At 72.0% G+C, this 25,071-nt stretch carries 28 protein-coding genes; 16 read left to right on the top strand and 12 right to left on the bottom strand.

All coding sequences use genetic code 11. From position 1 onward, the window contains the following. Positions 1-10 precede the first annotated feature (10 nt). Positions 11-1,579 carry a molybdopterin-dependent oxidoreductase gene (locus tag QDS12_RS04560; protein WP_279877268.1) on the bottom strand — a complete coding sequence of 523 codons (1,569 nt, stop codon included), beginning with the start codon at positions 1,577-1,579 and terminating at the stop codon, positions 11-13. Positions 1,580-1,631: 52 nt separating this feature from the next. Here QDS12_RS04560 and ispF point away from each other — a divergent pair, with 52 nt between their 5' ends. Continuing rightward, positions 1,632-2,156 carry a 2-C-methyl-D-erythritol 2,4-cyclodiphosphate synthase gene (gene ispF, locus QDS12_RS04555; RefSeq protein ID WP_279877267.1) on the top strand — a complete coding sequence of 175 codons (525 nt, stop codon included), beginning with the start codon at positions 1,632-1,634 and terminating at the stop codon, positions 2,154-2,156. Here the strand turns inward: ispF and nirD are convergent. Beyond that, positions 2,129-2,482: a nitrite reductase small subunit NirD gene (gene nirD, locus QDS12_RS04550; protein ID WP_279877266.1), complete on the bottom strand. Its 354-nt coding sequence runs from the start codon at positions 2,480-2,482 to the stop codon at positions 2,129-2,131. The genes ispF and nirD overlap by 28 nt on opposite strands. A 150-nt stretch (positions 2,483-2,632) precedes the next feature. Between nirD and QDS12_RS04545 the strand changes: the two genes are divergently transcribed. Beyond that, positions 2,633-3,307 carry an IspD/TarI family cytidylyltransferase gene (locus QDS12_RS04545; protein ID WP_279877265.1) on the top strand — a complete coding sequence of 225 codons (675 nt, stop codon included), beginning with the start codon at positions 2,633-2,635 and terminating at the stop codon, positions 3,305-3,307. A gap of 43 nt (positions 3,308-3,350) precedes the next feature. Here QDS12_RS04545 and QDS12_RS04540 read toward each other — a convergent pair whose 3' ends face one another. Together QDS12_RS04540 and QDS12_RS04535 are read right to left on the bottom strand one after the other, a co-directional pair. Then, entirely contained in the window at positions 3,351-3,917 is a 567-nt protein-coding gene (locus QDS12_RS04540; RefSeq protein ID WP_279877264.1) for a 2-C-methyl-D-erythritol 4-phosphate cytidylyltransferase, read from the bottom strand. Positions 3,918-3,990: 73 nt separating this feature from the next. Continuing rightward, positions 3,991-4,476, bottom strand: coding sequence for a CarD family transcriptional regulator (locus tag QDS12_RS04535; protein WP_091120062.1), 486 nt, complete (start codon positions 4,474-4,476; stop codon positions 3,991-3,993). Between the two features lie 236 nt (positions 4,477-4,712). Between QDS12_RS04535 and QDS12_RS04530 the strand changes: the two genes are divergently transcribed. From QDS12_RS04530 to QDS12_RS04520, 3 genes are read left to right on the top strand one after another with little or no spacing between them, the layout of a single operon-like run. After that, complete coding sequence (locus tag QDS12_RS04530) at positions 4,713-5,507, top strand: UbiA family prenyltransferase (protein ID WP_279877261.1); 795 nt, start codon at positions 4,713-4,715, stop codon at positions 5,505-5,507. A gap of 54 nt (positions 5,508-5,561) precedes the next feature. Further along, positions 5,562-6,146 (top strand): hypothetical protein, encoded by a 585-nt coding sequence (locus QDS12_RS04525; RefSeq protein WP_279877259.1) that lies wholly within the window; start codon positions 5,562-5,564, stop codon positions 6,144-6,146. Then, entirely contained in the window at positions 6,146-6,892 is a 747-nt protein-coding gene (locus QDS12_RS04520) for a phosphoglyceromutase (RefSeq protein ID WP_279877258.1), read from the top strand. Before QDS12_RS04525 ends, QDS12_RS04520 begins: the two co-directional genes overlap by 1 nt. 114 nt (positions 6,893-7,006) lie before the next feature. Here QDS12_RS04520 and phoU read toward each other — a convergent pair whose 3' ends face one another. After that, positions 7,007-7,651 carry a phosphate signaling complex protein PhoU gene (gene phoU, locus QDS12_RS04515; RefSeq protein WP_279877256.1) on the bottom strand — a complete coding sequence of 215 codons (645 nt, stop codon included), beginning with the start codon at positions 7,649-7,651 and terminating at the stop codon, positions 7,007-7,009. A gap of 122 nt (positions 7,652-7,773) precedes the next feature. Between phoU and QDS12_RS04510 the strand changes: the two genes are divergently transcribed. Continuing rightward, positions 7,774-9,012: an ATP-binding protein gene (locus QDS12_RS04510; protein WP_279877254.1), complete on the top strand. Its 1,239-nt coding sequence runs from the start codon at positions 7,774-7,776 to the stop codon at positions 9,010-9,012. Then, positions 9,009-9,686: a response regulator transcription factor gene (locus QDS12_RS04505; protein ID WP_279877252.1), complete on the top strand. Its 678-nt coding sequence runs from the start codon at positions 9,009-9,011 to the stop codon at positions 9,684-9,686. The genes QDS12_RS04510 and QDS12_RS04505 overlap by 4 nt, the downstream gene beginning before the upstream one ends. 46 nt (positions 9,687-9,732) lie before the next feature. Here QDS12_RS04505 and QDS12_RS04500 read toward each other — a convergent pair whose 3' ends face one another. From QDS12_RS04500 to QDS12_RS04485, 4 genes are all read right to left on the bottom strand, one after another. Further along, positions 9,733-10,635 carry a DMT family transporter gene (locus QDS12_RS04500; RefSeq protein ID WP_279877251.1) on the bottom strand — a complete coding sequence of 301 codons (903 nt, stop codon included), beginning with the start codon at positions 10,633-10,635 and terminating at the stop codon, positions 9,733-9,735. Positions 10,636-10,714: 79 nt separating this feature from the next. Beyond that, entirely contained in the window at positions 10,715-11,215 is a 501-nt protein-coding gene (locus QDS12_RS04495; protein ID WP_279877250.1) for a YbjN domain-containing protein, read from the bottom strand. Beyond that, positions 11,212-12,447 carry a D-inositol-3-phosphate glycosyltransferase gene (mshA, locus tag QDS12_RS04490; RefSeq protein ID WP_279878460.1) on the bottom strand — a complete coding sequence of 412 codons (1,236 nt, stop codon included), beginning with the start codon at positions 12,445-12,447 and terminating at the stop codon, positions 11,212-11,214. Before mshA ends, QDS12_RS04495 begins: the two co-directional genes overlap by 4 nt. Positions 12,448-12,562: 115 nt before the next feature. Next, the gene (locus QDS12_RS04485; RefSeq protein WP_279877249.1) at positions 12,563-12,712 is read right to left on the bottom strand and encodes a hypothetical protein; all 150 of its coding nucleotides are present in this window, start codon (positions 12,710-12,712) and stop codon (positions 12,563-12,565) included. A 98-nt stretch (positions 12,713-12,810) separates the two neighbouring features. Between QDS12_RS04485 and QDS12_RS04480 the strand changes: the two genes are divergently transcribed. After that, positions 12,811-13,560, top strand: a complete 750-nt coding sequence (locus tag QDS12_RS04480; RefSeq protein ID WP_279877248.1) for an SDR family NAD(P)-dependent oxidoreductase — start codon at positions 12,811-12,813, stop codon at positions 13,558-13,560. A gap of 59 nt (positions 13,561-13,619) precedes the next feature. Next, on the top strand, positions 13,620-14,309 hold the full coding sequence (locus QDS12_RS04475) for an amino acid racemase (RefSeq protein WP_279877247.1): 690 nt from the start codon (positions 13,620-13,622) through the stop codon (positions 14,307-14,309). 17 nt (positions 14,310-14,326) lie between these two features. On the opposite strand, the gene QDS12_RS04470 is transcribed toward QDS12_RS04475, so the two are convergent. Genes QDS12_RS04470 through QDS12_RS04460 form a run of 3 tightly spaced genes read right to left on the bottom strand, consistent with a single transcriptional unit; the run spans position 14,327 to position 17,627 of the window. Next, on the bottom strand, positions 14,327-15,616 hold the full coding sequence (locus QDS12_RS04470; RefSeq protein ID WP_279877246.1) for a M4 family metallopeptidase: 1,290 nt from the start codon (positions 15,614-15,616) through the stop codon (positions 14,327-14,329). A 29-nt stretch (positions 15,617-15,645) separates the two neighbouring features. Continuing rightward, positions 15,646-16,110 carry a PPOX class F420-dependent oxidoreductase gene (locus QDS12_RS04465; protein WP_279877245.1) on the bottom strand — a complete coding sequence of 155 codons (465 nt, stop codon included), beginning with the start codon at positions 16,108-16,110 and terminating at the stop codon, positions 15,646-15,648. 14 nt (positions 16,111-16,124) lie between these two features. Then, complete coding sequence (locus QDS12_RS04460) at positions 16,125-17,627, bottom strand: amidohydrolase family protein (protein WP_279877243.1); 1,503 nt, start codon at positions 17,625-17,627, stop codon at positions 16,125-16,127. A 115-nt stretch (positions 17,628-17,742) separates the two neighbouring features. On the opposite strand from QDS12_RS04460, the gene QDS12_RS04455 reads away from it, so the two are divergent. The 7 genes from QDS12_RS04455 (at position 17,743) to typA (ending at position 24,877) form a co-directional block, all read left to right on the top strand. After that, the gene (locus QDS12_RS04455) at positions 17,743-18,543 is read left to right on the top strand and encodes an IclR family transcriptional regulator C-terminal domain-containing protein (protein ID WP_279877242.1); all 801 of its coding nucleotides are present in this window, start codon (positions 17,743-17,745) and stop codon (positions 18,541-18,543) included. Positions 18,544-18,665: 122 nt separating this feature from the next. Beyond that, a complete protein-coding gene (locus QDS12_RS04450) occupies positions 18,666-19,841 on the top strand; it encodes a CoA transferase (RefSeq protein WP_279877241.1) in 1,176 nt (391 codons plus the stop codon). After that, on the top strand, positions 19,838-20,650 hold the full coding sequence (locus QDS12_RS04445; protein ID WP_279877239.1) for a citryl-CoA lyase: 813 nt from the start codon (positions 19,838-19,840) through the stop codon (positions 20,648-20,650). The genes QDS12_RS04450 and QDS12_RS04445 overlap by 4 nt, the downstream gene beginning before the upstream one ends. Before the next feature lie 23 nt (positions 20,651-20,673). Beyond that, entirely contained in the window at positions 20,674-21,537 is an 864-nt protein-coding gene (locus QDS12_RS04440; RefSeq protein WP_279877237.1) for a hypothetical protein, read from the top strand. Further along, a complete protein-coding gene (locus QDS12_RS04435) occupies positions 21,534-21,899 on the top strand; it encodes a hypothetical protein (protein WP_279877235.1) in 366 nt (121 codons plus the stop codon). The genes QDS12_RS04440 and QDS12_RS04435 overlap by 4 nt, the downstream gene beginning before the upstream one ends. Positions 21,900-21,903: 4 nt before the next feature. Continuing rightward, the gene (locus QDS12_RS04430; protein WP_279877234.1) at positions 21,904-22,893 is read left to right on the top strand and encodes a zinc-binding dehydrogenase; all 990 of its coding nucleotides are present in this window, start codon (positions 21,904-21,906) and stop codon (positions 22,891-22,893) included. Between the two features lie 94 nt (positions 22,894-22,987). Further along, a complete protein-coding gene (typA, locus tag QDS12_RS04425) occupies positions 22,988-24,877 on the top strand; it encodes a translational GTPase TypA (RefSeq protein ID WP_279877233.1) in 1,890 nt (629 codons plus the stop codon). The last annotated feature ends 194 nt before the right edge of the window (positions 24,878-25,071 follow it).

The following is a 25,071-nucleotide window of genomic DNA, read 5'->3' as shown; positions in this document are numbered from 1 at the left end:
GCAGGCGAGGTCAGGAAACGTGGAAGTCCACCGTGTGCCACCCGGTCGCGCCGTCCGGTGCCGGTGCGGCGCGCGCGCTGGTCTGGACCTCGCCGGTCGCGCTCGTGGCGCGGACCCTGACCTGGTGGTCGCCGCGGTGGAGCGGGACCGTGGTGCGCCACTGCACCCACGTGTCGACGCCGGGGACGCCGGCGAGGTGCGTCTGCTGCCACGCGCCGCCGTCGACCGAGATCTCGACCGCGCGCACGCCCGTGTGCTGCTGCCAGGCGGTGCCCGCCACGGTGACCTCGCCGCCGCTCACGTGCGCGCCGCCCCGCGGCACGTCGATCCGGGACGCGAGCTTGACCGGTCCGCGCGAGCTCCAGCCCTTGTCGGTCCAATAGCCCTGCGCCTTGTCGAAGCGGGTCACCTCCAGGTCCACGACCCACTTCGTGGCGCTGACGTAGCCGTAGAGCCCCGGCACGAGCATCCGCACCGGGAAGCCGTGGTCGATCGGCAGCGGCTCGCCGTTCTGGGCGAAGGCGAGCATCGCGTTGCGGTCGTCGGTGAGCACCTCGATCGGGGTGAGGCAGGTCCACCCGTCGGCGGAGGTCTGCAGAACACCGTCGGCGTCCGGGTGCACGCCGGCCGCCTGCAGCAGGGGCGCGATCCGCACGCCGCTCCACCACGCGGTGCCGATGAGGTCGCCGCCGACCTCGTTGGAGACGCAGTTGAGGGTCAGCCAGCCCTCGGTGACCGGACGCCGGACGAGGTCCGCGAAGGTGAGCTCGACAGGGTGGTCGACCATCCCGTGGATGCGCAGCGTCCAGCCGGCCGGGTCCACGGCGGGCGGCACGATCGCCGTGTCGATCCGGTAGAAGTCCCCGACCGGGGTCAGCCACGGCGGCTGGTGCGGGACGTCGAGGTCGTACGCCGCGTCGGCCGGCGGCGGTGTCACGCCGGTCAGCTCCAGGGCGCGCCGGGCCGCCTCGACCTGCCGCCGGCGCCGGCCGACCACCCGGCCGGCGTACGTCGCGACGACGGTGCCGGCCGCGACCAGGCCGGTGCGGATCAGGAACTGCCTCCGCGACGCACCTGACCCCTCGTGGGCCGCCCCCGCGGAAGGTGCGTCCGGAAGGTCAGGTGCCCGCGTCTGCAGCGGACCGGTGAGCAGCGCGAAGACGAGGACCCAGGCCGCGTAGCCGCAGACGACGCCGAACACGCCGGGAAGGTGGGGCGCCGGCTGTGCCACGACGGCGGCGAACCCGACCGCCGCCACGACGGCGTACGCCGCCGGCGGCAGCCACCACTCCGCCGGGCGACGGCGCGCGGCGACCCCGACGAGGGCGCTCAGCAGGGTGACCACCACGACGATCCCGACGACGAGGAGCGGCTTGTCGGCGTGGCCGACGGCGCGGATCGCCCGCTCGGACAGGCCGCCCGGCGTGAGCCGGATGACCCGTTCCGCGACGGCGGCGACGGGCGCCTCGTCGCCGCCGACCAGGTCGGCGGCGAGATAGCTGACGGCCAGCCCGGCGAGCGCCGACAGGGCGCCGGCGAGCGCCCACGAGGAGGCCGAGCCGACCCGCTGGTCCGTCACGTCCCCATTCTGGCGCGCGGCTCGTCACGCCGGGTCCGGCATGATCAGCGGCGTGACCCACCAGGCGACCCCCCAGGCGACCCCCCAGGCGACCCCTCGCATCGGCATCGGCACCGACGTGCACCGGCTGGTGGCCGGCGTACCCCTCCACCTCGCCGGGCTGGCCTGGCCGGACTCCGACGTCGGGCTGGAGGGTCACTCCGATGCCGACGTCGCCGCCCACGCCGCGTGCGACGCGCTGCTGTCGGCGGCCGGGCTCGGCGACCTCGGCGCCCACTTCGGCACCGACCGCCCCGAGCTGGCCGGCGCCTCGGGGGCACGGCTCCTCGGCGAGACCGCCGCGCTGGTCAGGGGCGCCGGCTACGCGATCGGCAACGTCGCGATCCAGGTCATCGGCAACCGCCCCAAGCTCGGCCCTCGCCGCGCGGAGGCCGAGACGGCCCTGTCCGAGGCGGTCGGCGCGCCGGTCTCGGTGTCGGCGACGACCACCGACGGGCTCGGCCTCACCGGTCGCGGCGAAGGCGTCGCCGCGATCGCCACAGCACTCGTCTACGCCGCCGACAGCGGCTTGCGCTGACCGACCAGTACGACGCCGTCGACGACCTTGACGTCGTACGCCGGCACACGGACGTGGGCGTCGTCGAGGCACCGCCCGGTCCGTAGGTCGAAGGCGTGCCGGTGCGCCGGCGAGGCGACGAACGGCACGTCCTCGCGCCGGCCGACGATGCCCTTCGCCATCACCGAGGCCCGCGCGAACGGGTCGTGGTTGCCGAGCGCGTAGACCTGGTCGCCGTCCGTGCGGAAGATCGCGACGGACTGGCCGTGGACGAGCGCGGTGGCGCCACGGCCGACCTCGAGCTCCGCGAGCGCGCAGACCGGCTGCCACTCCACGCCGACCGTCATGTCCCCGTCACGGCCGGGTCACGGCATCACTCCCGAGCGCCATCGCCGCCTCCTTCGGTCTTGAACGTAGGTGCGCCGTGTTGTCGACCTGTTTCGCCGTGTAACAGCCGTGAAAACGATCGGGCCAGCGCTGCCGATAGCCTCCGGTCCATGCCCAGCGCCCTCGTCGTCCTCGCCGCCGGCAGCGGCACCCGCGTCGGCGCGGGCGTCAACAAGGTGCTGCTCCCGCTCGCCGGCACCACCGTGCTGGGGCTCTCCCTGCGCGCGGCGCTCGAGGTCGACGACGTCCGCCGGATCGTCCTCGTCATCAGGCCCGGTGAGCACGACGCGGTCGCCGAGGCGGTCGTGCCGGTCCTCGGGACCGGCGAGGTGCTCGTCGTGGAGGGCGGCGCGACCCGCCACGCCTCCGAGTGGGCGGCGCTCAGCGCACTCCGCCCCGAGATCGAGGCCGGCGAGGTCGACGTGGTCGCGATCCACGACGGCGCCCGGCCGCTCGCGTCACCGGAGCTCTACGCGACCACGATCGACGTGGCACGCGAGGTCGGCGGCGCCATCCCGGTCGTCGCGATGAGCGGCGTCGCCGACCGGGCGAGCCTGGGCCCGCACACCGGCGTGGTCGGCGTCCAGACCCCGCAGGCCTTCCGCGCCGCCGAGCTGCTGGCCGCGCACACCGCGGCGCAGGAGGACGGGTTCGAGGCCACCGACACCGCCGCCTGCCTCGCCGCCTACGCGGACGTGCGCATCGCCGCAGTCCCCAGCTCGCCGCTCAACCTCAAGGTCACCTTCGCCGAGGACCTCGCGGCGGCGGAGAGCCTGCTCGGCTGACGCGGGCACAGGCGTCTACGGGGCAGCGTCAACGGGGCCAGCGTCAACGGGGCAGCGTCAGCGCCTCGAGCAGCCGTACGTCGTCCAGCGACGCGACCCGACGACCTTCCGGCGGCGCCTCGACGGTCACGACCGGGAACCGGGCGGCGAGCAGGCCGGCCAGCTCGGCGAAGTCGTGGGTGGGCAGCCCGTCGAGCGACGCGACCACCTCGGCGGGCAGCACGATCGGCGAGGTGACCACGACGAGCGCGTCGCGGTCGATCGTCGCGCCGACGTACCCGTCCTCGACCTGCTTGACGGTGTCGGTCACCGGCCGCACCGCGACGACGACAGCCGAGCGCTCCTCGCTCGTCCGCACGCAGTCGGCGAGGAACGACGCAGGCGTCATCGGGCACAGCGCATCGTGGAGCACGAAGGTGTCGCCCGACTCGACCAGGTCCGCCCAGCTGACGCCGTGGTCGACCGGCGTGATCCCGGCGTCGCCCAGCGCCCACGCGGCGCAGGCGACGAGCCCCTCGCCGTGGATGAGTGCGAACGGCAGCGAGCCACGCTCGGCCTCGACGATCGCGCCGAGCGCGGGCGGGTGGACGTCGTACGGATCGGTGGTCATCGCGACCCCACCGTATGACGTCCGGACACGGCAACGGGCCCCGGGGCATCAGCCCCGGGGCCCGTCGTCGGGTTCAGCTGGCGAGCACCTCGTCGAGCAGTGCTTCGGCCTTGTCCTCGTTGGTCCGCTCGCAGAGGGCGAGCTCGGACACCAGGATCTGGCGGGCCTTGGCGAGCATCCGCTTCTCGCCGGCGGAGAGGCCGCGGTCGCGCTCGCGGCGCCAGAGGTCACGCACGACCTCGGCGACCTTCATGACGTCGCCGCTGTGCAGCTTCTCGAGGTTGGCCTTGTAGCGTCGGGACCAGTTGGTCGGCTCCTCGACGTGGGCCGCGCGCAGGATCTCGAAGACCCGGTCGAGGCCGTCCTTGTCGACGACGTCGCGCACGCCGACCAGGTCGAGGTTGTTGGCGGGGACCCGGACGACCAGGTCTTGTTGGGCGATGATCCGAAGGACGAGGTACTGACGCTCCTCCCCCTTGATGGTTCGCATCTCGATGTCCTCGATGATCGCGGCCCCGTGGTTCGGATAGACGACGGTCTCGCCGACGGTGAAAGTCATATGTCAGGTACCCCTTCCTAGACAGCCAAGTCTACCACGCTCCTGGAGTAAGACGATTCTCGTTTTCCCAGGTCAGAGGCGCAATGCCCCCGTCCCCAGGGCTTGACAGAACCCCTGTTCGTGTGGTGGCACCCCGTGGCGGGCGTACGGCGAAGCGCCGGTCCGGCCGCAGGATTTCCCGCGCCGACGCGGGCCGCCCGGACCTCCGGGGAGGCTCATGGCGGATACTCGGGCGCATGTCCGAGGAGGCCCCGGAGGCGGCGCACACCGAGCCGACCGCGCCCGAGAGCGAGCCGGCGCCGCGGCGTCGGCGGCTGCTGCTCGACTCCCTTCCGGTCCTGCTGGTCCGGGCCGCCCATCCCCGCCAGGCGGCGCTGACCGCCGCGGCGATGGGCGCCGTCGCCGCGCTCGACGCCCGGCCCGCTCGCGAGGTCGCGCTGGTGGCCGCGACGGTGCTCGTCGGGCAGGCGGTGCTCGGCTGGCACAACGACCTCCTGGACCGCGCCCGTGACCGGGCGCACGAGCGCACCGGCAAGCCGATCGCCGACGGGCGCCTCGATCCCGGCACCGCCTGGTTCGCCTGGTGCTGCGGTGTGCTCCTGCTGGTGCCGCTGGCCGTCAACAACGGCGTGCTGGCCGGCTGCTGCTACCTCGCGTCGGTGGCGGTCGGTCTGCTCGCCAACCTGGACAACGGGCTGGTGCGGCGGGGGCTGCTCTCCTGGCTGCCCTGGGCGGTCGCCTTCAGCCTCTACCCGGCGTTCCTCTCCTACGGCGGCTGGGGCGGCCAGGCCGAGGGAGACCCGCCGCAGCCCGCGCTCGTCGGGCTGGCCGCCCTGATCGGCGTCGGCGTGCACGTCCTGACCTCGCTGTGGGGCCTCGTCGCCGACGACGCGGACGGCTGGACCTACCTCCCGCTCCGGCTCGGCCGGCGTACCGGGGCGACGCGGCTGCTCGTCCTCACCCTCGTCTACCTCCTGGTCGTGGCGGGCGCGTTCGCGGTGACCGCCCACCAGCTCGGACTGTCGCGCTGAGGCAAGACCGGACCACCTGATCGACGGCGGCCCGGCAACGGTAGGGTGGCGGCCGTGATGACGTCTCCTCGCCGCCTTCGCAACAAGCGCGCGCTCGCCGTCGCCGGCCTCGTCGCCGTTGCGGCGCCGATCCTCAGCTCCTGCGGCTTCGACTACGCCACCGACCGCCCCAACGTGATCGCCGACGGCGGCTACCACATCACCGGCGACGTCCACGTGCTCGCGGCACGCATCGTCACGCCCGCCAAGGGCAGCGGCACGTTCGTCGCGACGCTCACGGTCGACCCGCACGCCGACAGCACGCAGCTGACCGGCATCACGGGTGACGGCGTCACCGCTGGCCAGTTCTCGCCGATCGACATCCAGAGCAACGGGATGGTCAACCTCTTCACCCAGGGCGGCATCCCGGTCACCGGCTCCTTCGAGGCCGGCGACAGCGTCCCGGTGACGCTGACCTTCGCCAACGGCGACTCGATCGAGGTCAACTCGGTCGTGGTCAAGCAGTGCTACGAGTACGCCGACGTCAAGACCCTGCCCAGCACCGGCAAGAAGGGCCAGGCGCAGGCGCAGCCGACCGGCGAGCCCTACACCTGCGAGTACCCCACCTCCGGCGCCTCGCCGACCACCGGGGGCGAGTGATGTCCTACACCCTCGTCCTGCTCCGCCACGGCGAGAGCGAGTGGAACGCGCTCAACCTCTTCACGGGCTGGGTCGACGTCGCGCTCACCGACCTCGGCCGTCAGGAGGCCGTCCGCGCCGGCGCGATGATCAAGGAGGCCGGCGTACTCCCCGACGTCGTGCACACCTCGCTGCTGCGCCGCGCGATCAACACGGCCACGAGCGCCCTCGACGTCGCCGACCGGCACTGGATCCCGGTGCGGCGCAGCTGGCGTCTCAACGAGCGGCACTACGGCGCGCTCCAGGGCAAGGACAAGAAGCAGACGCTGGAGACCTACGGCGAGGAGCAGTTCATGCTCTGGCGCCGCTCGTTCGACGTGCCGCCGCCGGCGCTCGCCGACGACGACGAGTTCTCACAGGTCGGCCAGCCGCAGTACGCCGACATCCCCGACGCCGAGCTGCCCCGCACCGAGTGCCTCAAGGACGTCATCGAGCGGATGCTGCCCTACTGGGAGTCGGCGATCGTGCCTGACCTGAAGGACGGCAAGGTCGTCCTCATCGCCGCGCACGGCAACAGCCTGCGCGCGATCGTGAAGCACCTGGACGGGATCAGCGACGAGGACATCGCCGGCCTCAACATCCCGACGGGCCAGCCGCTGGTCTACCGCCTCGACGACTCGCTCCAGCCGCTCGTGCGCGGCGGCGAGTACCTCGACCCCGAGGCCGCGGCCGCTGCCGCAGCCGCTGTCGCCAACCAGGGCCGCTGACGCCCGTCTCGACACGCTCGCTGGCGCTCGCTGCTCGACCAGCGGGACCGGTCGGACCTTCGCTGGTCGAGCGGCCCTCGCGAGGGACGAGCGAGGGCTGCTCGAGACCACCGCTCAGACGGGGTTCTCGCCGGTGACGACGAAGATGACCCGCTTGGCGACCGACACCGCGTGGTCGGCGATCCGCTCGTAGTAGCGGCCGAGAAGGGCGAGGTCGACCGCCGCTTCGATGCCGAAGGCCCAGTCGTTGGAGAGCATCTCGGCGAACGTGCTCCGGCGCAGCTTGTCCATCTCGTCGTCGTCGGAGCGGAGCAGGTCGGCGGCGTCGACGTCGCGGGTCCGGATGATCTCCGCCGTACGACCCACCATGTCCTCGGCCACCTCGGCCATCCGGCAGATGGTCGGCCGCACCGGCTCCGGGACGGCGCTGTTGGGCATGCGCAGCCGCGCGATCTTCGCGACGTGCACCGACAGGTCGCCCATCCGCTCGAGGTCGCTCACCATGCGCAGCGCGGCGACGACGACACGCAGGTCGCCGGCCACCGGCGCCTGGAGCGACAGCAGCGCGAAGGCGCTGTCCTCGACCCGCTCCCGGGCGCGGTCGATCGCGTCATCCTTGCTGATGACCTCCTCGGCGATCGAGGCATCCGACTCGAGAAGCGCCTCGGTCGCCTGGGCGACGGCCACCTCGACCTGACTGCAGATGGAGGCGAGGTCGTCGAAGATGGCGTCGAGCTGATCGTGGAAAGGTTGGCGCATGACCCAAAGGTAGGCAGGTTAGATGACTACCCGGGGGCGATGGGTGAACGCGATGTGAACGTTCGGGAATTCGGCGTCCAGACGGCGAAACAGGGGTGAATCGGGGGCCTAGGCTTAGGCCTGTGAACCCGACGACGCAGGCGTTTCTCGCCGCGCTGCTCGGAGCCGTCGTCGCCGCGGCCGCCATGCTCGCGTGGCACATCAGCGACCGCCAGCAGCACCAGCTGCCGGTGACGCCGGCCCCGACCGTCCCGCCCGAGGTCGCGACCGTCCTCTCCGTGCTGCGCAGCAGCGCCGTCATCGTCGACGACGACGAGGTCGTGGTGAAGGCCAGCGCGCCGGCGTACGCCCTGGGACTCGTGCGCGGTAGCGCCCTGCTCTCGGCCGAGCTCGCCGACCTGGTCAGGCAGGTACGCCGCGACGGCCAGATCCGCGAGACCGAGCTGGTCATGAGCAGAGCCGGCGTGCCGTCCCGGCACGTGACCGCGCGCGTCGCCCCGCTGGGCTCGCGGCTGGTGCTCGCCCTCGTCGAGGACCGCACTCGCGAGCGGCGGGTCGAGGCGGTCCGACGCGACTTCGTGGCCAACGTCAGCCACGAGCTGAAGACGCCGGTCGGCGCGATCCGCGTGCTCGCGGACGCCGTCAGCGAGGCCTCCGACGACCCGACCGCGGTGAAGCGCTTCGCCAGCCGGATGCTCACCGAGAGCGACCGGCTCACCCAGCTCGTGCAGCAGATCATCGAGCTCTCCCGCCTGCAGGGCGACGAGCCGCTGGAGGCACCCGTGGCGGTCGCCGTCGACGAGGTGATCTCGGCCGCCGTCGACACGGTCGAGGTGGACGCGCACGGCAAGCGGATCTCGGTGGTGACCGGCGGCACCAAGGACCTGTTCGTCTTCGGCAACGAGGACCAGGTCGCAGCTGCCGTCACCAACCTCGTCTCCAACGCGGTCGCCTACTCCGACCCGGGCTCGAGCGTCTCGGTCACCGCCAAGGCCGACGGCGGTGCCGTCGAGATCTCGGTGGTCGACCAGGGCATCGGGATCCCGCAGGACGAGCTCGACCGCATCTTCGAGCGGTTCTACCGCGTCGACCCGGCCCGGCACCGCTCCACCGGCGGCACCGGTCTGGGGCTCTCCATCGTGAAGCACGTCGCCGCCACCCACGGCGGCGAGGTGCGGGTCTGGTCCGTCGAGGGCCAGGGCTCCACCTTCACCCTCACCCTGCCGCAGCACCAGTCGCCGAACGACCAGCTCGTGCCGGCCCGGGGAGCGGCCGAGATCTCATCGCTGAACAACAGGCCGAACAACAGGCTGAACAACAAGCTGAACAACAGGCTGAACAACAAGGAGGACCGCCCGTGACCCGGGTACTCGTCGTCGAGGACGAGGAGAGCTACAGCGAGGCGCTCTCCTACATGCTCCGCAAGGAGGGCTTCGAGGTCGCCATCGCCGAGAACGGCGACGACGCGCTCAAGGAGTTCGACCGCAACGGCGCCGACATCGTGCTGCTCGACCTGATGCTTCCGGGCATCCCCGGCACCGAGGTGTGCCGTCAGATCCGAGCCACCTCGACGGTGCCGGTCATCATGGTCAGCGCCAAGGACGACGAGGTCGACAAGGTCGTCGGCCTCGAGCTGGGCGCCGACGACTACGTGACCAAGCCGTACTCGCCGCGTGAGCTGGTCGCCCGCATCCGGGCCGTCCTGCGGCGTGGCACCGAGCCCGAGCTGGCGCCGGCCGCACTCGAGGCCGGGCCGGTCCGGATGGACGTCGAGCGCCACGTGGTGACCGTCGGCGGGTCCGAGCAGCGGCTGCCGCTCAAGGAGTTCGAGCTGCTGGAGATGTTCCTGCGCAACCCGGGCCGGGTGCTCACGCGCGGCCAGCTGATCGACCGGGTCTGGGGCAGCGACTACGTCGGCGACACCAAGACGCTCGACGTCCACGTGAAGCGGCTGCGCGCCAAGCTCGAGCCCGACCCGAGCGAGCCGAAGTACCTCGTCACCGTCCGGGGCCTGGGCTACAAGCTCGACCTCTGACGATCGCCGGAGCGACCCGGCGACGCGTGCCGCGTCGCCGGGTGGGTCAGCGCTTGCGGCTCCTGGTGATCGCGACACCGACCAGCGCGACGACGCCGCCCAGGTAGGCGAGCGCGGGCGGCGTCTCGCCGAGCAGCCCCCAGGCGAGGGCGATCGAGATGATCGGGACGACGTAGGTCGAGATGCCGAGCCTCGACGCGGAGATGTGCTGGAGCGCGTAGCCGTAGGTCGTGAACGCGATCGCCGTCGGGAACACCCCGAGGTAGACGAGCCAGAGGATCTCCGACGCCGAGGCGTCGCGCAGGTCACCGACGAGCTGGCCGATCCAGGGCAGCATCACGATCGCGCCGATGCTGCACGCGAGCCAGGTGAGGTGGACGGCCGCGTAGCGGGAGGACAGCGGCTTCTGCAGCACCAGCGAGATCGAGTACGCCGCCACGGGGATGAGGCAGAGCAGCACTCCCACGACCGAGCGGCTGCCGGAGGAGTCACCCGAGGCGAAGCCGATGATCGCGACGCCGGCGAAGGCGAGCGCCAGCCCGACGCCGAGCCGGGCCGTGAAGGCCTCGCTGAGGAAGACCGCCGCCAGGACCGCGATCACGATCGGCGACAGCTGGAGGATCATGGACGCCGTACCGGCGTCGACCGTGCGCTCGCCTGCGTTGAGGGCGAGCATGTAGGTGGCATACCAGAGCACGCCGATCACGACGATGACCCGCCAGTCGGCCGCGGTCGGGCGCGGCAGCGGGCGGCGGCGCAGGGCGACCACCGACAGGCAGGCCGCGCCGACCAGCATCCGACCGAGCGCCATCGCTCCGGGGTGGAAGGTGTCGGCGAGGTGCCGGATGGCCACGAACGCTGAAGCCCAGAAGACCAGCGTCGTGGAGACGGCGGCCACGGGCAGCCAGTTCTTGATGACCGGCGCAGCCTCGGTCGTCGTAGTCGTCACGGGAGCAGCCTAGGGAGCCGACCGGGCCCCGGTCGCGCGGGTTTCGGACAGCGCACCGCGACATCCGGCCAGAGCGGGATCAGCGCTCCAGCCACCCGCGGAACGCCTCGAGGTTCTTCGTCGACTCGCCCCTCAGTTTGCGCCACTCCCACTCCTTGCGGATGGAGGCCGCGAAGCCCAGCTCGAGGATCGGGTTGAACGACTCGTCGGCGTAGGTGAGCACCGAGCCGAGCAGACGGTCGAGCTCGTCGGACGTGACGGTGGCGAGCGGCAGCCGGCCGTCGAGGTAGATGTCGCCGTGGTGGTCGAGCGCGAAGGCCACGCCGTAGAGACGCAGGTTCTTCTCCAGCAGCCAGCGGTAGACGGCCTCGAAGTTCTCGTCGGGGCGCCGGCACACGAACGCGTGGACGCCGAGCGCGTGTCGACCCACGTCGAGCCGGACGGGCGTCTGCAGCTTGCGCTCGCCGGGCAGCGAGAACGAGAACGTCGTCTCGCCGGTCTCCGCGGCGGTCTCCTTGAACTCGAGCTCGTTGGCGGTCAGGTGCTCCCTGACGGTCGACGCCGGGTCCGTGGAGGTCATGCCACCCCTTCGTGCATGATCGATCGGGCGCTCTCGTAGATCTCGAGGGTACGGGCCGCGGTCATCTCCCACGAGAACGACCGGGCCTGCTCCAGCGCCCCCGCCTCGAGAGCGATGCGCAGGTCCTCGTCGAGGAGGATCCGTAGGAGCGCGTCCGCCCAGCGGTCGGCGTCGTGGCCGTCGACGAGCAGGCCGCTGCGGCCGTGCCGGACGGCGGTGGTCAGGCCGCCGACCGCGGCGGCGACGACGGGCGTGCCGGTGGCCTGGGCCTCGATCGCGACCAGGCCGAACGACTCGTTGTAGGACGGTACGGCGACCAGCGTCGCGGCGGCGTACCACTCGGCGAGCTCCGCCTGCGAGACCGGCGGCACGAACCGCACGACGTCGGAGATGCCCAGCTCGGCGGCCAGGGAGGCGAGCGACTCCGGCCGGTCGAGACCCGACCCGGACGGGCCGCCGACGATCGGGACGACGAGGCGACGGCGCAGCGACGGCAGCCGGTGGAGCAGCACGGCGACCGCGCGCAGCAGGACGTCGGGAGCCTTCAGCGGCTGGATCCGGCCGGCGAAGAGAAGCACGGCCGCGTCGTGGGGAAGGCCGAGCGCGGCACGTGCGGCGCCCTTGTCGAGCGGCCGGAACAGGCTCAGGTCGACGCCGGGGTGGACGACCTGGACCCGACCCGGGTCGGACTCGTAGAGGTCGACGAGCTGGCGCGCCTCCAGGTCGGTGTTGGCGACGAGCACGTCGGCGGCGTCGACCACCTGCTCCTCGCCGATGACGCGGGCGGCGGGCTCCGGGGTGTCGCCGTCAGCGAGCGCGGCGTTCTTCACCTTCGCCATCGTGTGCATGGAGTGCACGAGCGGCACGCCCCAGCGGTCGCGGGCCAGCGCGCCGACCTGGCCGGAGAGCCAGTAGTGGCTGTGCACGACGTCGTAGTAGCCCAGCGGGTGGGCGGCCTCGGCACGCAGCACCTCGCGGGCGAAGGTGCACAGCTGCCCGGGCAGCTCGCCCTTGGTGAGCCCCTCGAACGGGCCGGCGTGCACGTGGTGGACGCGGACGCCGTCCTGCGCGTCGACGACCTGAGGGAGCCGGGACGACGTCGCCCGCGTGAAGACGTCGACCTCGACACTCTGGCCGGCGAGCTGCTTGGCGAGCTCGAGCACGTAGACGTTCATGCCGCCGGCGTCACCGGTGCCGGGCTGGTCGAGCGGGGAGGTGTGCAGGCTGATCATCGCCAGACGCCTGATCGACTGCACGCGCCATCTCCTTACGTCTCCTGGAACAGTCCGTGAACACCAACCGCATCGGTACCCACTGCATTCCCGGAGCACCCCGGGGGCCCGGCGTCTACCTCCGGATGCCGGCGCCCGTGGCAGCCATCGGAGCGCCAGCGCGCGTGGTCGCGGCGCGCGCCAGCCCGGCGTAGCGGCCCTGCTTGAGCCTCGTGCTCCTCGGCTCGTAGGAACGGTGCGACGAGGTCAGGGTGGTGGTTCGCATGACGTGCTCCTGGTGTCAGCGGGTCGGCGGGTCGGGTCCACCCGCACGGGATGAGGAGCCGGGGTGCGCTGCGAGAGATACCGGGGCGTTGGTGAAGAATGACCGCCATGAGGACTGCGGTGGTGACAGGTGCGAGCAGCGGCATCGGAGCGGCGACGGCCCGCCGCCTCGCGGGGGCCGGCTTCCACGTGTTCCTCGCCGCGCGCCGTGCCGACCGGATCGAGGCGCTCGCGGCCGAGCTCGGCGGTACGGCGATCGCGACCGATGTCACCTCCGAGGAGTCGGTCGCCGCACTGGCAGCGGCGGTCGGGCCGCGGCTCGACGTACTCGTCAACAACGCGGGCGGCGCGTTCGGCTCCACCCCGGTCGCCGAGGCGGTGACCGAGGACTGGCGGCAGATGTACGAGGTCAACGTGATCGGCCTGATGCAGGTGACCCGCGCACTCCTGCCGGCGCTGGTCGCCTCCGGGGCGGGCGCGATCGTCAACGTCGGCTCGACGGCCGGCCGGATCGCCTACGAGGGCGGCGCCGGCTACACGGCCGCCAAGCACGGCACCCAGGTCGTCACCGAGACCCTGCGCCTGGAGCTGTGGGACCAGCCTGTCCGGATCATGGAGATCGCGCCCGGCATGGTGAAGACCGACGAGTTCGCGCTGGTCCGGTTCGACGGCGACGCGGCCAAGGCGGCCGCCGTCTACGAGGGCGTCGACGAGCCCCTGGTGGCCGACGACATCGCCGACGCCATCGCCTGGATGGTGACCCGGCCCGCCCACGTCAACATCGACTCGATGGTGATCAAGCCCCGCGCCCAGGCCGCCCAGCACAAGGTGCACCGGGTCTCCCACTGACGGGGAGGGCGCCCGCGAGGATTCCCCCGGGTGCCGTGTGCGGTGCCACACTGCCGGACATGCAGACGATCGGACTCGTCGGCGGGATGAGCTGGGAGAGCAGCGCCGCCTACTACGAGGGTCTCAACAAGGGCGTGCAGGAGCGGCTCGGCGGCCTCCACTCCGCCAAGGTCGTCATGTCCTCGGTCGACCTGGCCGAGCTCAACGACCTGCAGGAGAAGGGCGACTGGGACGCCGTCGCGGCGATCCTGGCCGAGGCCGCCCGCGGCGTGGCCGCGGGCGGCGCCGACTTCATCCTGCTCTGCAGCACGACGTTCCACCTGGTCTACGACAAGGTCGCGGCAGCGGTCGACGTACCCGTCCTGCACCTGGCCGACGTCCTCGCGGCCAAGTGCCAGGCGATGGGCGCGAGCACGGTCGGCTTCATCGGCACGAAGTACACGATGGACAACACGTTCTTCGCCGAGCGGATCGCCGACCACGGGCTCGACGTCAACCTCCCCGACCCGCTGCACGTCGACACCCTCGACTCGATCATCTACGACGAGCTGGTGTTCCGGAAGATCAACCCGAGCTCGCGCAAGCGGCTGCTGACGATCATCGACGAGCTGTGGGACAGCGGCGTGAGCGCCGTCCTGCTCGGCGCGACGGAGCTGTCCCTGCTGGTCCGTCCGCAGGACGTGGAGGTCCCGGTGCTCGACGTCATCACCGTGCACGTCGAGGCTGCCCTCGACCGCGCCCTCGCCTAGGGCGGGCAAGGCTCAGGTCAGCGCAGGACGAGCTCCACCACCCGACGCAGATCGGGGGTGAGCAGCAGCTCCGGCACGCGGCACCGGTCGCCGCACAGGTCGAAGTCGTAGACGAACCGGTCGGCCCCACCCACCTCCCCGCCGGGGACGTCGGCCACGTCGATGCGGCCGACGAGCGCGCGGAGCTCGTCGACGCGGTCGTCGGAGCCCTCGAGATCGACCGCGCCCTCCTTGCCGACTCCCGCCAGGCCACCCGAGCGCCGGACGGCGACGGTCGTGCTGGTGGCCGGCTGCCCGGGGGTCGCACCGGAGGGGATCGTGCCGCCGACGCCGACGGCTTCCCAGGCCTGCGAGACCACGTCGGCGTGCTCCCCCGCGGCGGCGACGGTGGCCGCCGCGAAGCCGGCGAAGTCGGTGTCGGGGCCGACCTGACCACCGGTCAGGGCGGCGTACCAGATCCGTCCGGCGCCGTCCCACGACGTGCCGCCGATGGCCGTCGCGGCGAGCTGGAACGCACGGTTGGGGATGCCCGAGTTGGTGTGCACGCCGCCGTTGTCGTCGCCCGTGTCGACGTAGTCGTCCATGGTGGCGACCTGCGGGTCCTTGCCGAGCTGCGGGTCGTCGTAGGCCGTGCCCGGGTGCGCCATGTCGCGCAGGGCCCGCGCCTGGATCCCAGGCAGGAACAGACCGGCCCCGATCAGCCAGTCGCCCTGCTCGACCCGCTGGCCGAGGAGACGCTGCTTGAGGCAGGTCCCGAAGACGTCCGCGACGGACTCGTTGAGGGCGCCGGACTGTCCCTGGTAGGCCAGCCCGGCGGTGCGCTCGATGACCGCGTGGGTGAACTCGTGGCCGAGCACGTCGACCGGAGCGGTGAAGCGCCCGAACACCTCGCCGTCGCCGTCGCCGAACACGAGCTGCGTGCCGTCCCAGTAGGCGTTGTCGTAGCCCTGCTCGTAGTGGACGCTCAGGCTCACGCTGGCGCCGTTGCCGTCCCAGGAGCGGCGGCCGTAGACGCTCCAGAAGAGGTCGAGCGAGCCCGTGACGCCGTACGCCGCCTCGTCGACCGCCGCGTCGCCGGAGTCAGGGTCGCCCGCCGACCGCACCACGTCGCCGGGGAGCTGCGAGGTGTTGTGGCAGGTGTGGACGACCCAGGCCGGGGCGCCGACCGCCGACACCGGGGCCGAACCCCCTTCCGCGCGGGCGGCTCGGAACGCGACGTCGCGGGCGACGAGCCGGGGCGGCTGGAGCCGCTCGATGAGGTAGGGAGGGATGAACTGGCAGGTGCGGCGCGGGTCCCGGGACGTCATGGGCTCAGGATGCACCCGGCTGCCGACGATCAGGCCGGTGCGCGGTCGGCCGGGAAGCCGCCGGTGGCGACCGGGCCCCAACGGTCGATGGTGATCCGGACCAGCGACTTGCCCTGCGAGCGCATCGCGGCGCGGTACTCGTCCCAGTCCGGGTGCTCGCCGGAGATGCAGCGGAAGTACTCCACCAGGGCGTCCTCGGCCTCCGGCATGTCGAGCACCTCGGCGCTGCCGTCGACCTGGACCCACGGGTCGGCGAACCCGTCGGAGACGACGAGCACCGACGCGGCCGGGTTGCGACGCAGGTTCACCACCTTGGCCCGGTCGGGGTAGGTGGAGATCACGAGACGGCCGGACTCGTCCACGCCTCCGGTCACCGGCGAGAGCTGCGGGCGCCCGTCGCCACGCGTGGTGACCAGCACCCAGCTGTGCCGGGTGCGGACGAAGTCGAGCAGCTCCTCGCGGGTGACGCGGCTGTTGGTGGCGATCTTGGGCATGTGGTCACCCTAGGTCAGGGGGTCGAGGTGGCCTCCTGCGACTGCCCGGCCGTCTCCGCCCGCTGCGAGGGGAGCGTGACGCCCTCGTCCGACTTCCCGAAGTCGGTGTACTGGTAGGGGTTGCGGATCTCCTCGGAGGTCGGTGTGTCCGGGAACATCCCGGCCTGCCACGCCTCGGGACCGAGCGCCGAGCGCAGGTGCTCGACGGTGGCGTCCAGCGTCCGGCGTACGGCCGCGAGGTCGACGTCGACCAGCTGGCCGTCGCGCTTGACCACCCGGCCGTCGACGATCACCGTGTGGACGTCGGCCCGCTGGGCCTGGAACGCGACGTGGCCGTAGGGGTTGAGGATCGGGAACATCACCGGCGACCGGTCGTTCTTGAGCAGCACGACATCGGCCTTCTTGCCCACCTCGAGGCTGCCGATCAGCGACTCCATCCCGAGCGCGGCCGCGCCACCCCGCGTCGCCCACTCGACGACCTGGTCGGCCCGCAGGTGGTGGTGCGTGACCGTCTCGCCGATGTTGTGGGCCTCGAGGTGCTCGCGGGACCGGTCGGCGCCGAGCGTCGAGCGCATCGCGGAGAAGAGGTCGCCGCTCCACCAGACGCTGGTGTCCATCGACAGCGAGACCGGGATCTTGTGCTTGCGCAGCACCCAGCTGGGCGGGTAGCCCTGACCGCAGCTCTGCTCGCTCTCGGTCGCCATCGAGACGGAGCCACCGGTCGCGGCGATGCGCTGGTAGGAGTCCTCGCTCAGCGTGGCGGCGTGGACGTAGACGGTGCCCGGCGTCATGAAACCGTTCTCGTACATGAGCCGGATGCCGTCGTCGTTCGTCGCGCCCCAGACGCCGGCGTGCGTGGTCACGGTGACGCCGAGGTCGCGGGCCACCTCGAAGGCCGCCTTCTCCGGGAACGCCGGGTCGCCCGGGATGTCGAACGCCATCTGGAACCCGAGCATGTCGCTCTTGTTCATGCGGCGGTCCACGAAGTCGCGGAACTCAGGGGTCGTCGACCACTCCCACGGGCCCTGCTGGATGTTGCCGTAGGCGAGGACGAACCGGCCCGGCACCGACTCCAAGGCGTCCGCTGCCGCGTCGGCGTGGTCGGTCGTCTGCAGGCCGTGCGACCAGTCGACGCTCGTGGTCACGCCGGCGTCGATGGCCTCGATCGCGGAGAGCAGGTTGCCGGCGGCGACGTCCTCGGGACGGAACGCCTTCCCGTGCTCGAGGTAGTACCAGACGAAGTACTGCGTGAGCGTCCAGTCGGCGCCGTAGCCGCGCATCGCGGTCTGCCACATGTGCCGGTGCGTGTCGACCATGCCCGGCATCACGATGCCGCCGGACGCGTCGATCTCGACGGTCCCCTCGGGCACCTCGAGCCGCGGTCCGACCGCCGCGATGCGGTCGCCGACGACCAGCACGTCGGCGTCGAGCAGGACCTGCCGGTCAGGCGTCATCGGCAGCACGGTGCCGCCGCGCAGCACCACCGGGCGTCCGGGCTCGATGCTCTCCACACTCATGACCTGCTCCTCTCGGCCGTGCCCTCCGGCGGCGTGCCGGACAAGTGTCCGCACAGCGATCGCTCCACCATGCTGTGATGGCGATCACAGTGTCAAGGGGCGCTACGCTTCCGCTGTGCCACGACGTCACTCGGACCCCGACTTCATCGAGGCGATCGCCCGCGGCCTCGACGTGATCCGCGCCTTCCGCCCGGGCGGCGCGATGTCGCTCACCGAGATCGCGACGGCGGCTGACCTGGCCCGCCCGACCGCGCGCCGGATCCTCGTCACCCTCGAGTCGCTGGGCTACGTCCGTGCCGGCGACGGCGGCTTCCAGCTCACCCCGCGGGTGCTCGAGCTCGGCCTGACCTACGTGCAGGCGATGGGCCTGTGGGACGTCGCGCGGCCCCACCTGGAGCACCTGGTCGCCCGCACCCACGAGTCCAGCTCGATCGCCGAGCTCGACGGGTCCGACATCGTCTACGTCGCACGGGTCGCCGTACCGAAGATCATCACGCTCGCGGTGAGCATCGGGACGCGGTTCCCCGCGCCCGTCACGTCGCTGGGCAAGGTGCTCCTGGCCGGGCTGACGAGCGAGGAGCTGGACGCGGCGCTGGCGGAGCCGAGCCGTTCGGGGGTGACGCCGCGGGCGTCGTTCGACCGGCCCGCGCTGGACGAGGAGCTGGCGTCGGTGCGCGCCCGCGGCTGGGCGCTCACCGACGAGCAGCTCGCGGGCGGCATCCGGTCGGTCGCCGCGCCGCTGCGCGGTGCTGACGGGCGGGTGATCGCGGCCATGAACGTGACGGTGCACGCCGCAGAGACGTCGGTCGGCACCCTCGTCGGCGACCACCTGCCGCTCCTGCTGCAGACGGCCAGCGAGGTCAGCGGCGACTTCGCCGCCTACGGCGCGGTGCCGGTGCACGTGCTGCGTGCGTGACCGACCGTTGACCCCGCTGACCCCGCTGACCCCGTGGACCCCGTTGACACAGCCCGATCGGTCCTCCCAGAATCGACGGACAGGTGTCCGATCTACGGACGCCGCCCTCGGAGGAGGCGCTGATGCAGGGACCGCTCGCCGGGCTGCTCGTCGCCGACTTCTCGCGGATCCTCGCCGGCCCCTACGCGAGCATGCTGCTCGGCGACCTGGGTGCCGACGTCGTCAAGGTGGAGAGCCCGGGCGGGGACGACACGCGGACGTGGCGCCCGCCGGTCCGCGGCGCCGAGTCGACCTACTACCTGGGCGTCAACCGCAACAAGCGTTCCGTCACGCTCGACCTGAAGGACGCTGACGACGTCGTCCTGGCCCGGGAGCTGGCGGCCCGCGCGGACATCGTGCTCGAGAACTTCAAGCCCGGCGGGCTGGCCAAGTTCGGCCTCGACTACGCGACCGTCGCGGCGAAGAACCCCCGGGTCGTCTACGCCTCGATCAGCGGCTTCGGGTCGGGCGGCGGCGCGTCGCTGCCCGGCTACGACCTCATCGTGCAGGCGATGTCGGGCCTCATGAGCCTGACCGGCGACGCCGGCGGGCCGCCGTACCGCGCCGGCATCTCCGTCTTCGACGTCATGTCGGGGCTCCACGCGACGATCGGCATCCTCGCCGCGCTCGAGCACCGTCACCGCAGCGGCGAGGGCCAGCACGTCGAGGTCAACCTGCTCTCCGCAGCGCTGTCGACGATGGTGAACCAGACGAGCGCGTACGTCGCCGGCGGCGTGGTCCCCCACCGGATGGGCAACGCCCACCCGAGCCTGTTCCCCTACGAGCCGCTTCCGACGGCCGACGGCGACCTGATCGTCACCGCGGGCAACGACGGTCAGTTCGGCCGGCTGTGCCAGGTCCTCGGCGTGCCGGAGCTGGCCGACGACCCTCGGTTCGCGCACAACCAGGACCGCACGGCGCGCCGGGAGGAGCTGCGCCCGCTGCTCGTCGAGCGGCTGACGACGCGGACCCGCGCCGAGTGGTTCACCGACCTGCTGGCCGCCGGCGTCCCGTGCGGACCGATCAACACCGTCGCCGAGGGCGTCGCGTTCGCCGAGTCCCTCGGACTCGACCCGGTGGTCCAGGTCGGCTGCGGGGAGGCGGCGGTGCCGTCGGTGCGCAACCCGGTCGGCTACTCCGCCACGCCCGCGCGCTACGACCGGCCACCGCCGGGACTGGACGAGCACGGCGACGAGGTCCGTTCCTGGTTGCGGTCACCCCGCACCTCGACAGGCCCGGCGAGCGAGGAGCACGCATGACCGACGGCTACCCCACGTCACTGGGAACCTCCGACGCCGACTCCATCTCCCTGCTCGGCCAGAACCTGACCGAGGACCTGATGGGCGAGGTCGGCTTCGGCGAGCTCGCCCTGTGGCTGGTCACGCTCGAGCGGCCCACGCCCGGCCAGGTCCGCGTCTTCGAGGCGGTGCTGGTGGCGCTCGCCGACCACGGCTTCACGCCGACGGCGATCGCCGCCCGGCTCACCTACCTCTCGGCACCCGACTCGCTGCAGGGCGCGCTGGCCGCCGGCCTGCTCGGGGGCGGCTCACGGTTCCTCGGTGTCACCGAGGACACCGGCGCGTTCCTGGCCGACGTACTCACCCGCAACCCCGGGCAGGTGCCCTCGGACCCCGACGACGACGCCGGGTGGGACGCGCTGGCACTGCGCGCGGTCAAGGGAGCGCGATCCGCCGGGCACTTCGTCCCCGGGCTCGGCCACCCGGTGCACAAGCAGGAGGACCCGCGCACCCCTCGCCTGTTCGCGATCGCCGAGGCGGAGGGCCTCGTCGGGCCGCACCTGCGGCTGTACGCCGCGATCGGCCGCGTCCACGAGCAGGTGCTCGGCCGCCGGCTCCCGCTCAACGGCGCCGGGGTCTGCGGCGCGGCGCTGGCCGACCTCGGGCTTCCGGTGGAGCTGTTGCGCGGCTTCGCGCTGCTGGCCCGCGCGGCCGGGCTGCTCGGCCAGCTGGCGGAGGAGCGCCGTCGACCGATCGGCATGGACGTCTACCTCGCGGTGGACCGGGCGGCGACGTACGTCCCGCCGGACCCCGAGCCCCCCATCGGCTAGGAGAGCAGGACCAAGGAGGACGCATGGCGGAGATCGTGGCGGTGATCGCGTCGACGCATCACCCGTTCTACTACCGCGCGAGCACCGCGACCGGCGCGGACCGGCCGCCGTTCGCCGACGAGTGGGTCGCCAAGATCGAGCGGTTCCGGGAGACGCTGACGCGCGCCCGGCCCGACGTCCTCGTCATGGTCGGCAGCGACCACTTCCACCAGCTCTGGCTCGACAACATGCCGCAGTTCCTCGTCGGCAAGGCGCCGTTCTACGACGCCAACTGGTACAACGAGGAGCGCGAGTTCGGCCTGCCCCGCTACCTGCTCCAGGGGCAGGAGGACCTCTCGGCCCACCTGCTGCGGCAGGGGCTCGACGCGGGGTTCGACCTGGCGTTCAGCAACGAGCTGCGCATCGACCACAGCATCACCTGCCCGATCATCACGCTGCGCCCCGAGGCCGACCTTCCGATCGTGCCGGTCTACACCAACATCTTCGCGCCGCCGCTGCCGCAGCCGAAGCGCTTCGTGGACCTCGGTCGGGCCATCCGCGAGATCGTCGAGTCGTGGCCCTCGGAGCAGCGGGTGGCGATCATCGGCACCGGGCACCTCTCGCTCGAGCTGGGCGGCCCGCGGCAGTTCGGGCCGCACGGGCCGGACCCGGAGTTCGACCGGAAGGCGGTCGAGTGGATCGCGTCCGGCGACCTCGAGGGCTGCCTGGCGGAGGTGACGCTCGAGAGCCTGCACTCCCCGGGCAACGCCACCCACGGCTTCATGGACTTCATGCTGATGATGGGCGTCGCCGGCGAGGGCCGGAAGGCCGACCACGTCGACTCGCTCGACCTGTTCCACACGATGGAGGCCTACTTCACCTGGTATCCGAACGGAGTGCCGCAGTGAGCAAGTACCTGCTGGACAAGTTCCTCTACACCGTCGACCGCGACCCCGACCTCGTCGAGCGCTACCGCTCGGACCCGCGGGGCACCGTCGAGTGGTGGGAGGCCGAGCGCGCCAACGCGGTCCTCAACTGCCACGCCGGCGAAGCCAGCACGTGGCAGCACTTCGAGGCGGACGAGCGGGAGGCGCTGGTCGCGCAGGACTACGAGCGGCTCTTCGAGCTCGGTGCGCACCCGTTCCTGACGCTCACGCTCTTCATCGCCATGTTCGAGCGTGACAACAAGGAGCCGCTCGAGTTCCAGAAGGCGTACGGCGCCACGCTGGCCGCGCACTTCGCGATGCCCTACCCCGACATCGCCACCTGAGCCGATGCGCGCCGCAGTCCTCACCGCCCACGGGCGCCCGCCCACGGTCGCCGAGCACCCGGATCGCGTCCCCGGTCCCGACGATGCCGTGGTCGCGGTGACCGCCGCGCCGATCGTGCCGTTGGACCTGCTCTGCGCGTCCGGGACCTCCTACTTCGGTGCGCCCGCGCTCCCTTACGTGCCCGGCGTGCAGGGCGTCGGCCGCGTCCGCTCGTCGCCGTCGCTGCCCGAGGGCACCCGCGTGTGGTTCCCGACCACGGCCGGCATGGCGCCCGGCGACGGCAGCCTGGCCACCGAGGCCTGCGTCCCCGACGCCGAGCTGGTCGCGCTCCCGGACGAGCTCGTGGGCGTCACGGACCCGCTCGTCGCCGCGATGGGGCTCTCCGCGATCGCCGCGTGGATGGTGCTCACCTGGCGGGCACGGCTGCAGCCCGGCGAGCAGGTGCTCGTCCTCGGTGCCGGCGGCGTCGTCGGCCAGGTCGCCGTCCAGGCGGCGCGGCTGCTGGGCGCGCGCCGGGTGGTGGCAGCGTGCCGCTCCGAGCACGCCCAGGAGACGGCCCGGGCCCGCGGGGCCGACGCCGTCGTCGCGCTGCTGCCCGACGAGGGACAGGTCGAGCTCGCCGGTCGGCTCGCCGCGGCCTGCGACGGACCGATCGACGTCGTGGTCGACCCACTGTTCGGCGTACCGGCCTCCGCGGCGGCGACGCTGCTCGGTCGTCGCGGACGCCTCGTCAACCTGGGCAGCTCGGCGGCGGAGGCGGCGGTGTTCGGCTCCGGCTACCTGCGCAGCCACACGGCGTCGATCCTCGGCTACACCAACAACGACCTGACGACGACCGAGCGCAACGAGGCGCTCCTCGCCGTGCTGAGGTACGCGGCCGCGGGTGACCTCACGGTCTCGCACCGGGTCGTGCCGTTCGACGACGTGGCGCTGGCCTGGGCGGCGCAGGCCGACGGGTCCGCGCGGGAACGGCTGGTCCTCGAGATCGGGTGAGCCCTCCGGGCGGCCTCCGTGGATGCGGGCCGGTCGCCCTACCGCCGATAGGCTTTGGAGGCAACCCCCCAATCGAGAGACGAGTGGCTTCCGCATGTCCGAGACCAAGCACGCGAACCTGCGCAACGTCGCCATCGTGGCGCACGTCGACCACGGCAAGACCACGCTGGTCGACGGCATGCTGCGCCAGGGCGGCGCCTTCAGCGAGCACCAGGCCGAGTCGGTGGCCGATCGCGTCATGGACTCCGGTGATCTCGAGCGCGAGAAGGGCATCACGATCCTCGCGAAGAACACCGCGATCCACTACAACGGGCCGAGCGCGCCCGAGGGCATGACGATCAACATCATCGACACCCCCGGCCACGCCGACTTCGGTGGCGAGGTCGAGCGCGGCCTGTCGATGGTCGACGGCATCGTCCTCCTCGTCGACGCGTCGGAGGGCCCGCTCCCCCAGACCCGGTTCGTGCTCCGCAAGGCGCTCAACGCCGACCTGCCGGTCGTGCTCGTCGTCAACAAGGTCGACCGCGGGGACGCGCGCATCGACGAGGTCGTCGACGAGACCTACGAGCTCTTCATGGACCTGCTCGACGAGAGCCACTCGCACGACGCCCTCGACTTCCCGGTCGTCTACGCGTCCGGCAAGGCGGGCATCGCGTCGCTCGAGAAGCCGGCGAACGGCACGCTGCCCGACGGCGACAGCCTCGAGCCGCTGTTCAAGACGATCCTCGACACGATCCCGGCGCCGACCTACACCGAGGGTGCGCCGCTGCAGGCCCACGTCACCAACCTCGACGCCTCGCCGTTCCTCGGCCGCCTCGCCCTGCTCCGCATCCACCAGGGCGAGCTGCGCAAGGGCCAGAACGTCGCCTGGATGAAGGCCGACGGCACCGTCAAGAACGTCCGCATCACCGAGCTCCTCATCACCGAGGGCCTCGACCGGGTGCCGGGCGAGTACGCCGGTCCGGGTGACATCGTCGCGATCGCCGGCATCCCCGACATCATGATCGGCGAGACCATCGCCGATGCGGAGAACCCCGTCGCGCTGCCGCTGATCACCGTCGACGAGCCGGCCATCTCGATGACGATCGGTACCAACACCTCCCCGCTCGTCGGCAAGGTGAAGGGCTCCAAGGTCACCGCCCGCATGGTCAAGGACCGCCTCGACACCGAGCTGATCGGCAACGTGTCGCTCCGCGTCCTCCCGACCGACCGCCCCGACGCCTGGGAGGTCCAGGGGCGTGGCGAGCTCGCGCTGGCGATCCTCGTCGAGCAGATGCGCCGCGAGGGCTACGAGCTCACCGTGGGCAAGCCGCAGGTCGTCACACGTGAGATCGACGGCAAGGTGCACGAGCCGGTCGAGCGCCTCACGATCGACGCGCCGGAGGAGTTCCTCGGTGCGATCACCGAGCTGATGGCCAACCGCAAGGGCCGCATGGAGAACATGACGAACCACGGCACCGGCTGGGTGCGCATGGAGTTCGTCGTCCCCGCCCGCGGCCTCATCGGCTTCCGCACCGACTTCCTCACCCTGACCCGCGGCACCGGCATGTCGTCCTCGATCTCCGACGGCTACATGCCGTGGGCCGGCGAGATCCGCGCACGCAACAGCGGCTCGCTCGTCGCCGACCGCGCAGGCGCCGCGACGGCGTACGCGATGACGTCGATCCAGGAGCGCGGCACGCTCTTCGTCGAGCCGGCCACCGAGGTCTACGAGGGCATGATCGTCGGCGAGAACTCCCGCGCCGACGACATGGACGTCAACATCACCCGCGAGAAGCAGCAGACCAACATCCGCTCCGCGACGTCGGACAACTTCGAGAAGCTCATCCCGCCGAAGAAGCTCTCGCTCGAGCAGTGCCTGGAGTTCTGCCGCGACGACGAGTGCGTCGAGGTGACCCCGGAGATGGTCCGCATCCGCAAGGTGATCCTCGACGCCAACGAGCGCGCCAAGATCGCCAGCCGCGCCCGCAAGGCCAACAAGTAGCGTCGAAACCGGGGTTGTCGCCCCTCGAGACGGGGGTTGTCGCCCCTCGAGACCCGGCCTCCCGCCCTCTGGGCGGGGGCCGGGTCTCGTCGTTCGGGGACGGGAGTCAGTGGGCGGAAAGACCTGAGTCGGTGGGCAAGAACCCGGATCTCGCGGGGCACCAAGCCCGATCTCGAGGGGCGACAAGCCCGATC

Origin of the sequence: Nocardioides sp. CER19 (assembly GCF_029846275.1) — a bacterium.
In the GTDB taxonomy this organism is placed as follows: domain Bacteria; phylum Actinomycetota; class Actinomycetes; order Propionibacteriales; family Nocardioidaceae; genus Nocardioides.
Note: the sequence above shows the minus strand (reverse complement) of the source record. Positions and strands in the feature narration are given on the sequence as shown.

Bases quoted from the DNA above. Each gene is read 5' to 3' on its own strand.
- QDS12_RS04535 (WP_091120062.1), bottom strand. From the start codon at position 4,476: ATGACTTTCACCGTCGGCGAGACCGTCGTCTATCCGAACCACGGGGCC.
- QDS12_RS04485 (WP_279877249.1), bottom strand. From the start codon at position 12,712: ATGCGAACCACCACCCTGACCTCGTCGCACCGTTCCTACGAGCCGAGG.
- QDS12_RS04470 (WP_279877246.1), bottom strand. From the start codon at position 15,616: ATGACGTCCCGGGACCCGCGCCGCACCTGCCAGTTCATCCCTCCCTAC.
- QDS12_RS04475 (WP_279877247.1), top strand. From the start codon at position 13,620: ATGCAGACGATCGGACTCGTCGGCGGGATGAGCTGGGAGAGCAGCGCC.
- QDS12_RS04530 (WP_279877261.1), top strand. From the start codon at position 4,713: ATGTCCGAGGAGGCCCCGGAGGCGGCGCACACCGAGCCGACCGCGCCC.
- typA (WP_279877233.1), top strand. From the start codon at position 22,988: ATGTCCGAGACCAAGCACGCGAACCTGCGCAACGTCGCCATCGTGGCG.
- mshA (WP_279878460.1), bottom strand. From the start codon at position 12,447: ATGATCAGCCTGCACACCTCCCCGCTCGACCAGCCCGGCACCGGTGAC.
- QDS12_RS04480 (WP_279877248.1), top strand. From the start codon at position 12,811: ATGACCGCCATGAGGACTGCGGTGGTGACAGGTGCGAGCAGCGGCATC.
- QDS12_RS04495 (WP_279877250.1), bottom strand. From the start codon at position 11,215: ATGACCTCCACGGACCCGGCGTCGACCGTCAGGGAGCACCTGACCGCC.
- QDS12_RS04465 (WP_279877245.1), bottom strand. From the start codon at position 16,110: ATGCCCAAGATCGCCACCAACAGCCGCGTCACCCGCGAGGAGCTGCTC.
- QDS12_RS04540 (WP_279877264.1), bottom strand. From the start codon at position 3,917: ATGACCACCGATCCGTACGACGTCCACCCGCCCGCGCTCGGCGCGATC.
- QDS12_RS04440 (WP_279877237.1), top strand. From the start codon at position 20,674: ATGGCGGAGATCGTGGCGGTGATCGCGTCGACGCATCACCCGTTCTAC.
- QDS12_RS04460 (WP_279877243.1), bottom strand. From the start codon at position 17,627: ATGAGTGTGGAGAGCATCGAGCCCGGACGCCCGGTGGTGCTGCGCGGC.
- phoU (WP_279877256.1), bottom strand. From the start codon at position 7,651: ATGCGCCAACCTTTCCACGATCAGCTCGACGCCATCTTCGACGACCTC.
- QDS12_RS04445 (WP_279877239.1), top strand. From the start codon at position 19,838: ATGACCGACGGCTACCCCACGTCACTGGGAACCTCCGACGCCGACTCC.
- QDS12_RS04450 (WP_279877241.1), top strand. From the start codon at position 18,666: ATGCAGGGACCGCTCGCCGGGCTGCTCGTCGCCGACTTCTCGCGGATC.
- QDS12_RS04545 (WP_279877265.1), top strand. From the start codon at position 2,633: ATGCCCAGCGCCCTCGTCGTCCTCGCCGCCGGCAGCGGCACCCGCGTC.
- nirD (WP_279877266.1), bottom strand. From the start codon at position 2,482: ATGACGGTCGGCGTGGAGTGGCAGCCGGTCTGCGCGCTCGCGGAGCTC.
- QDS12_RS04430 (WP_279877234.1), top strand. From the start codon at position 21,904: ATGCGCGCCGCAGTCCTCACCGCCCACGGGCGCCCGCCCACGGTCGCC.
- QDS12_RS04520 (WP_279877258.1), top strand. From the start codon at position 6,146: ATGTCCTACACCCTCGTCCTGCTCCGCCACGGCGAGAGCGAGTGGAAC.